General features: G+C 72.3%; 5 protein-coding genes. 4 read left to right on the top strand and 1 reads right to left on the bottom strand.

Annotation, left to right across the window (positions count from 1 at the left end; translation table 11 throughout):
• Positions 1–76 precede the first annotated feature (76 nt).
• A complete protein-coding gene (locus tag ACTB72_RS19805; protein ID WP_463038743.1) occupies positions 77–1051 on the bottom strand; it encodes a threonine dehydratase in 975 nt (324 codons plus the stop codon).
• A gap of 327 nt (positions 1052–1378) precedes the next feature.
• On the opposite strand from ACTB72_RS19805, the gene fabI reads away from it, so the two are divergent.
• The 4 genes from fabI (at position 1379) to ACTB72_RS19785 (ending at position 6550) form a co-directional block, all read left to right on the top strand.
• Positions 1379–2206: an enoyl-ACP reductase FabI gene (gene fabI / locus ACTB72_RS19800; RefSeq protein ID WP_463038742.1), complete on the top strand. Its 828-nt coding sequence runs from the start codon at positions 1379–1381 to the stop codon at positions 2204–2206.
• A gap of 329 nt (positions 2207–2535) precedes the next feature.
• Complete coding sequence (gene gpt, locus ACTB72_RS19795) at positions 2536–3048, top strand: xanthine phosphoribosyltransferase (RefSeq protein WP_463038741.1); 513 nt, start codon at positions 2536–2538, stop codon at positions 3046–3048.
• A gap of 852 nt (positions 3049–3900) precedes the next feature.
• Positions 3901–4992 (top strand): DMT family transporter, encoded by a 1092-nt coding sequence (locus ACTB72_RS19790; RefSeq protein ID WP_463038740.1) that lies wholly within the window; start codon positions 3901–3903, stop codon positions 4990–4992.
• A 73-nt stretch (positions 4993–5065) separates the two neighbouring features.
• The gene (locus ACTB72_RS19785) at positions 5066–6550 is read left to right on the top strand and encodes an amidase (protein ID WP_463038739.1); all 1485 of its coding nucleotides are present in this window, start codon (positions 5066–5068) and stop codon (positions 6548–6550) included.
• Positions 6551–6666: the final 116 nt, after the last annotated feature.

The raw sequence follows: 6666 nt of genomic DNA, 5'->3' as shown, positions 1-6666 counted from the left end.
GACGCTCTTCCGATCTCCGCGGCGCCGCCCGCGCGACGGCGGTTGCGGCGCCCGCCCCCGGCCGCCGGCGCCTCCCTCAAGGCCTGGGCGTCTCCCCGGCCAGCACGCGGGCGTATTGGGCGGCGTCGACATTGCCGCCCGACAGGATCACGCCGACCCGCTTGCCGCGCATCCGCGCCCGCTCCGCCATCAGGCCGGCGAGGCCCACGGCGCCGGCGCTTTCGGCCATGTTGTGGGTGTCGGCGTGGAAGGCGCGCATCGCCTCCGCGACGCCATCCTCGGTCACCCGCACGATGCGCGCGGCGCCCGCGGCCAGCACCGCCAGCGCCTCCTCCGACGGCGCCCGGCACGCGACCCCGTCGGCGAAGGTCGGCGCGGTCTCGGTCGAGACCACCCGCCCCGCCTCGAAGCTCAGCGCGTAGGCGGGGGCCGCTTCGGCCACCACGCCCACGATCTCGGTCCTCAGTCCCAGCACGTCGCGCGCCGTGATCAGCCCGCAGGCGCCCGAGCCCATGCCGATCGGCACGTAGACCGCGTCGAGCTCCGGCTGCGCGGTGAAGAATTCCAGCGCATAGGTCGCCACGCCGCGCACCAGCAGCGGATGGAACGGGCCGATGGCGTGCAGGTCTTCGGCGGCGGCGACCCGCATCGCCTCGGCTCGCGCCGCCTCGAAATCATGGCCGTGCTCGATCACCTCCGCCCCCCAGGCGCGGGCGGCGGCGTTCTTCTCGACCGAGTTGCCATGCGGCACCCAGACCTTGACCGGGATGCCGTGCCGGCGCGCGGCGAAGGGGATCGACTGGCCGTGATTGCCCCGCGTGGCCGTGGCGATGCCGCGCACGGCCGTCCCGCCCGTCGCCAGATCTTCCAGATAGACCACGCCGCCCCGCAGCTTGAAGGCGCCGGCGGGGGTCTGGTTCTCATGCTTCACCCAGACCTCGGCCCCGGTCCGCGCGGCCAGCAGCGGCCAGGCGAATTGCGGGGTCGGCGGCACAAAGCGGTGCACGAGATCCGCGGCGGCGTGAAGCTGGTCGAGGCTGAACAGGGTCATCCGGGGCTCCGTCAGGGCGCAGGTCGGGATCGGCGGGCCCGCCGGCCGGCAGGGGCGCGGCGCGGGAACGGGCGGGAGCCTAGCCGAGCCCCGCGCCCTTCGCCAGCGCCGCCCGGAACCGCACGCAACCTCCCCCACACGACCCCGCGCCCCGCCGCGCCCTGCGGCGCCGCAGCCCCGGCGTCAGGGACGGAGCCCGCGCCGCCGCGACCTGTCCTTGATGCGGGCCGGCGGATGGCTTAGACGCTCGGCCGAGCGAACGGGCCGGCGCAAGCGCGGGCCGGAGGTCCGGCATGCGGGCCGCAGATACGGGCGGGAGACAGTGACATGGGCGGTCTGATGCAGGGCAAGCGCGGCCTGATCATGGGCGTGGCCAACGACAAGTCCCTCGCCTGGGGCATCTCGAAGGCCTGCGCGGAGCAGGGCGCCGAGCTCGCCTTCACCTATCAGGGCGAGGCGCTGGCCAAGCGCGTGCGGCCGCTCGCGGCCTCCGTCGGCTCCGATCTGGTGCTGCCCTGCGACGTGACCGATGCGGCCTCCATCGACGCGGCCTTCGCCGAGATCGAGGCCAAGTGGGGCAAGCTCGACTTCCTGGTCCACGCCATCGGCTTTTCGGACAAGAACGAGCTGCGCGGCCGCTATGTCGACACCAGCCATGCGAACTTCAAGCTGACCATGGACGTGTCGGTCTATTCCTTCACCGCCGTCGCCCAGCGCGCCGAAAAGCTGATGACGGATGGCGGCTCGATGCTGACCCTGACCTATTACGGGGCCGAGCGGGTGATGCCGCATTACAACGTCATGGGCGTCGCCAAGGCTGCGCTCGAGGCGTCGGTGCGCTATATGGCGATGGATCTGGGCCCGAAGAACATCCGGGTCAACGCCATCTCCGCCGGGCCGATCAAGACGCTTGCGGCCTCGGGCATCGGCGATTTCCGCTACATTCTCAAGTGGAACGAGCTGAACTCGCCGCTGCGCCGCAACGTGACCATCGAGGATGTGGGCAAGTCGGGCGTCTATCTGCTGTCCGACCTCGGCTCGGGCGTGACCGGCGAGACGCACCATGTGGACGCCGGGTATCACGTGGTCGGCATGAAGGCCGAGGACGCGCCCGACATCGACGTGGCCGTCGGCCGCAAGCCCGTCGCCGAATAGACCCGCCGGTTTCCTCCCTCAGGCGCGCCCGGCCGTGGAGCTCCCGCCCGTCGCCGCGGCGGACCTCGTCGGCGCGATGAGCGTCGGGCCGGGGTTTCTGGCCGTGACCCGCACCGCCGCGGGCTCCGGCCGCCGCGCCGGGCCGTGGGCGGCGCTGGGGGGTGGGGCTCGGCGACGCCTTCCGCGCCGCGACGCTGTTCGGGCTCGGCATGGCCGGCCTCGGGCTGCGGCTGGCGGCGGGCTGAGCCGGCCCGCGCGGCTCGGGGCGCTTGAGCGTCGCCGCGCGCTTCGCTACCAACGCCCATCGCCCGGCGCAGGAGAACCGCAGCATGAGCCCCAATGACAGCCGTCTTCCCCACGAAAAGGGGTTCCATGTGAGCTGGGACCAGATCCATCGCGACAGCCGGGCGCTGGCCTGGCGGCTGGATCACCAGGGCCCGGGCGAGGGCGGGGCCTGGCGCGCCGTCGTCGCCATCACCCGCGGCGGCATGGTGCCGGCCTGCATCGTGGCGCGCGAGCTGGATCTGCGGGTGGTCGACACGATTTCGGTCAAGTCCTACGATCATCAGGCGCAGACGGCGGCTTCGGTGATCAAGGCCCCGGATGCGGAGCTGATGCGCGACGGCTCGGGCATCCTGGTGGTCGACGATCTGGTCGATTCCGGCAAGACGCTGGAACTGGTGCGCAATCTCTATCCCAAGGCCCATTTCGCCACGGTCTACGCCAAGCCGAAGGGCCGGCCGATGGTCGACACCTTCATCACCGAGGTCAGCCAGGACACCTGGATCTTCTTCCCCTGGGACATGGCGCTGCAATATGTGGCGCCCTACCGGGGCGTCTGAGACGCCTCGCCGGCCGGGCGGTCGTTTGACCGGGCAAGGGAACGTGGCGGGGAGGGGCCGTGCGATCAGGACCGCCGGGCCGCGCAGGGATGCGATGCCGAGCCCCAGCGCCCGGCATCGCATCCCATCCGCAGTCCCTGGATCGACCCGGGGGGCGCCCTATACTCGCTGGCGTCCGCACCCCGGAAGGTTTCAGGGAACACGGCGGTCCCGCAGGCTTCCCCTAAGCCCGCGGGACCTAAGCCATGGGACCTGCTGCGCCGCCTTGCCGCCGCGGCGTAGCCAAGTCCACATGGCGTCCGATATGGTCGCTCAGCGTCCGAAACACACTGTCTCGAGACCGTGACGACCGCAACCAACTCTGTCAGGAAGTCTGGACACCTTATCCGCAACTCCGTGACCATTCAGATTTGGTTCATCAAGCTTCTATACTGATTCTCCGAAAATGGGCCAGTGATTTTTGGACATTATCAGCGACACCCCCTCAAGGGCGACAATCTGATTGCCAAAAACAACCCGTGGTGGCAAGTCGAAAACCGCGCTGCCTGACACTTCGGGCGGTCGAGCGCGATTCTGTCAACCGGACGCGTCCTGAAGCGGCGGCGGCAACGAAAAAAGCCGCGCCCGGAGGCGCGGCCAGTTCGACAGGGAGGAGTGTGGCCGCCGCCCATCGTGGCGTCCACGAGGTTAATCTCGACCAGAAAGGTTAATAGGAAATGAGCCCCGCGGGGTTTTCTCGATTCGGCGCAAATTTCCCTTCCAGAGGCCGGGCGCGCACCCCCCCGACTTGACCCAGACCCGATCCGGGCGCAGGTCTGGTCCCGCCCGACCGGAGCCGCACGCGGAGCGACCATGTCCGAGATCGATCCGCCCCGCCCGTCCCGGAGCGGGTCCGCCCCCGGCGCCGGCGCCGGCGCCGCGCGCGCCCCTTCCGCGCCTCTCGCGCCCGAGGCCCTGTCGGCTGCGATCCCCGAAGCCCTGCCCGCCGCCACCGCCTCGCGCGCCTGGGCCGGGGCCGGCGCCAAACCCGATGCGACGCCCGGCGGCCCGCCGGCCTCCGGCTCCGTGCTCCGCGCCGCGGCGATCCTGCTGACCGGGGCGCTGCTGCTCAGCCTGATGGGCGCGCTGGTGAAACTGCTGCTCGGGCGCTACGGGGCCTCCGAGCTCTCGGCCTGGCGCAATCTGCTGGGGCTGATCCCGGCCTTCCTGATCCTGTGGAGCTCGCCCGACTGGCAGGCCCGCGGCCGCCCGTTCCGCCTGAAGCGCTGGAAGCTCGCGCTGCTGCGCGGGGTGTTCGTGGCGCTGGCGCAGCTCTGCTATTACCTCGCGCTCAGCCGCATGGAATTCGCCACCGCCGCCACCCTGGTCTTCGCCGGGCCGCTTTTCGTCACCGCCCTGTCGGGGGGGCTGATGGGGGCGCCGGTGGGCGCGTGGCGCTGGGGGGCGGTGCTGACCGGCTTCGTCGGCGTGGCGCTGATCCTGCAGCCGGGACGGGAGGCGTTTCAGGTCTGGTCGCTGCTGCCGCTCGGGGCGGCGCTGGGCTATGCGGCGTCCTCGGTCTGCGCGCCGCTGATCGACCGCGACGCGCCCACGCCGCTGGTGAACCTCTACGCCTCCTCGGCCGCGATGGTCGGGGCCTTCGGCATCGCCATGGGAACCGGCGGCTTCACCGCCATCGCCTCCTGGCATGACATGGGGCTGATCCTCGCCATCGGGCTCTGCGGGGGGCTGGGGGTGATCTGCCTGGTCGGCGCCTACCGGCTGGCCTCGCCGCCGGCGCTCGCCCCGTTCGAATATTTCGGGATGCTCTACGCGCTCGCGCTCGGCTGGCTGATCTTCGGAGAGAGCCCGGTCGACAAGCTCTTCCCCGGCGCGCCGCTGATCGTGGCGGCCGGGCTGACCATCGCCTGGCGGGAGCGGCGGCGCCGGACGGCGAAGACCTGACGCCGCCCCCTTGACCCCGCCGGCCGGCCGCCGGATTGTCCGGACCATCGCAACCGAACCCGGAGCCCCGCCCATGACCGACCTCCCCCCGATCCTGGAGGCCGGGGCCGCCCGCCTCGCCGCCATGCTCCGCGCGCGCGAGGTGTCGTCGGTCGAGATCATGCAGGCCCATCTGGACCGGATCGAGGCGGTCAACGACGTCACCGACGCGCCGGTCACCGCCATCGTCTCGCGCCGCGATCCTGACGAATGCCTCGCCGAAGCGGCGGAGGCCGACGCGGCGATCGCGGCCGGCGGCCCCCTGCCCCTGCTGCATGGCCTGCCGATCGCCATCAAGGACCTGACCGCCACCAAGGGGCTGCGCACCACCCGCGGCTCGCCGCTCTACGCCGATTTCGTGCCGACGGCGGATGCGCCGCTGGCAGCCCGGCTGCGGGCCTCGGGCGCGCTGATCGTGGGCAAGACCAACACGCCGGAATTCGGGCTCGGCTCGCACACGCTCAACCCGGTGTTCGGGCCGACCCGCAACCCGTGGGACCGGACCCGCTCGGCGGGCGGGTCGTCGGGCGGGGCGGCGGCGGCGCTGGCGCTGCGGATGCTGCCGATGGCGGACGGGTCGGACATGATGGGGAGCCTGCGCAACCCGGCCGGGTGGAACAACGTGATCGGCTTCCGGCCCTCTTTCGGGCTGGTCGCCAATGGCGGGGCGGAGGGGGACGTCTACCTGCACCAGCTCTCGACCAACGGGCCGATGGGGCGTTCCGTCGCCGACGTGGCCCTGCTGCTCGACGCGATGGCAGGGTACGAGGCGAGCGCGCCGCTGTCTTACGGCGCGCGCGACGTATTCGCGCCGGGCGTGGCCTCCGGGGCGCCGGAGGGTTGGGCCAAGGGCCTGCGCATCGCCTGGCTCGGCGACTGGAACGGGACCTGGCCGACCGAGGCGGGCGTGCTCGACACCTGCGAGGCCGCGCTGAAGATCTTCGAAGGGCTGGGGGCGGAGGTCACGCCCTTCGTCCCCGATTTCCCCTGGGCGAAGATCTGGGACAGCTGGATCACCCTGCGCTCCTGGTCGGTCGCCATGGGCGCTCTGCCCGACTACGCCGATCCCGCGCGGCGCGCCCAGCTCAAGCCCGAGGCGGTGTGGGAGATCGAGCGCGGGCTCGCCATGTCGGCGGTCGAGGTTCACATGGCCTCCGTCGCCCGCTCGGACTGGCATCGGTGTCTGGAGACGGTGTTCGCCGATTACGACCTGGTGGCGGCGCCCTCCGCCCAGCTCTGGCCGTTCCCGGTGATGGACCGCTGGCCGGCGGAGATCGCGGGGGTGAAGATGGACACCTATCACCGCTGGATGGAATGCGTGCTGCCGGCGAGCCTGTCGGGGCGGCCGACGGTCTGCCTGCCGGCCGGGTTCGGGGCGGCGGGCGGCCCGGGCGCGGCGCTGCCGATGGGCCTGCAGCTGATGGGTCGGGCGCGGGGCGACCTCGAGGTGCTGCGCGCGGCGGCGGCCTATGAGACCGCGGCCCCGCACATGACCGCCCGGCCCGCCGACCCGGCCTGACCGGCGCCCGGCTGAACCGGGCGCCGCGCAAGGCGTCCCGCGGGCGGAACCGGGGCGCCCGCGGCGCGCGGGACCGGGGGCGCCCGGCGGTTCCGTCTCGGCGCCCCTGCGTCCCA

It is taken from the genome of Albimonas sp. (genome assembly GCF_055129145.1).
Note: the sequence above shows the minus strand (reverse complement) of the source record. Positions and strands in the feature narration are given on the sequence as shown.

Excerpts from the sequence above, each read along its gene's own strand:
- ACTB72_RS19790 (WP_463038740.1), top strand. The coding sequence starts at position 3,901 with ATGTCCGAGATCGATCCGCCCCGCCCGTCCCGGAGCGGGTCCGCCCCC.
- ACTB72_RS19785 (WP_463038739.1), top strand. The coding sequence starts at position 5,066 with ATGACCGACCTCCCCCCGATCCTGGAGGCCGGGGCCGCCCGCCTCGCC.
- ACTB72_RS19805 (WP_463038743.1), bottom strand. The coding sequence starts at position 1,051 with ATGACCCTGTTCAGCCTCGACCAGCTTCACGCCGCCGCGGATCTCGTG.
- fabI (WP_463038742.1), top strand. The coding sequence starts at position 1,379 with ATGGGCGGTCTGATGCAGGGCAAGCGCGGCCTGATCATGGGCGTGGCC.
- gpt (WP_463038741.1), top strand. The coding sequence starts at position 2,536 with ATGAGCCCCAATGACAGCCGTCTTCCCCACGAAAAGGGGTTCCATGTG.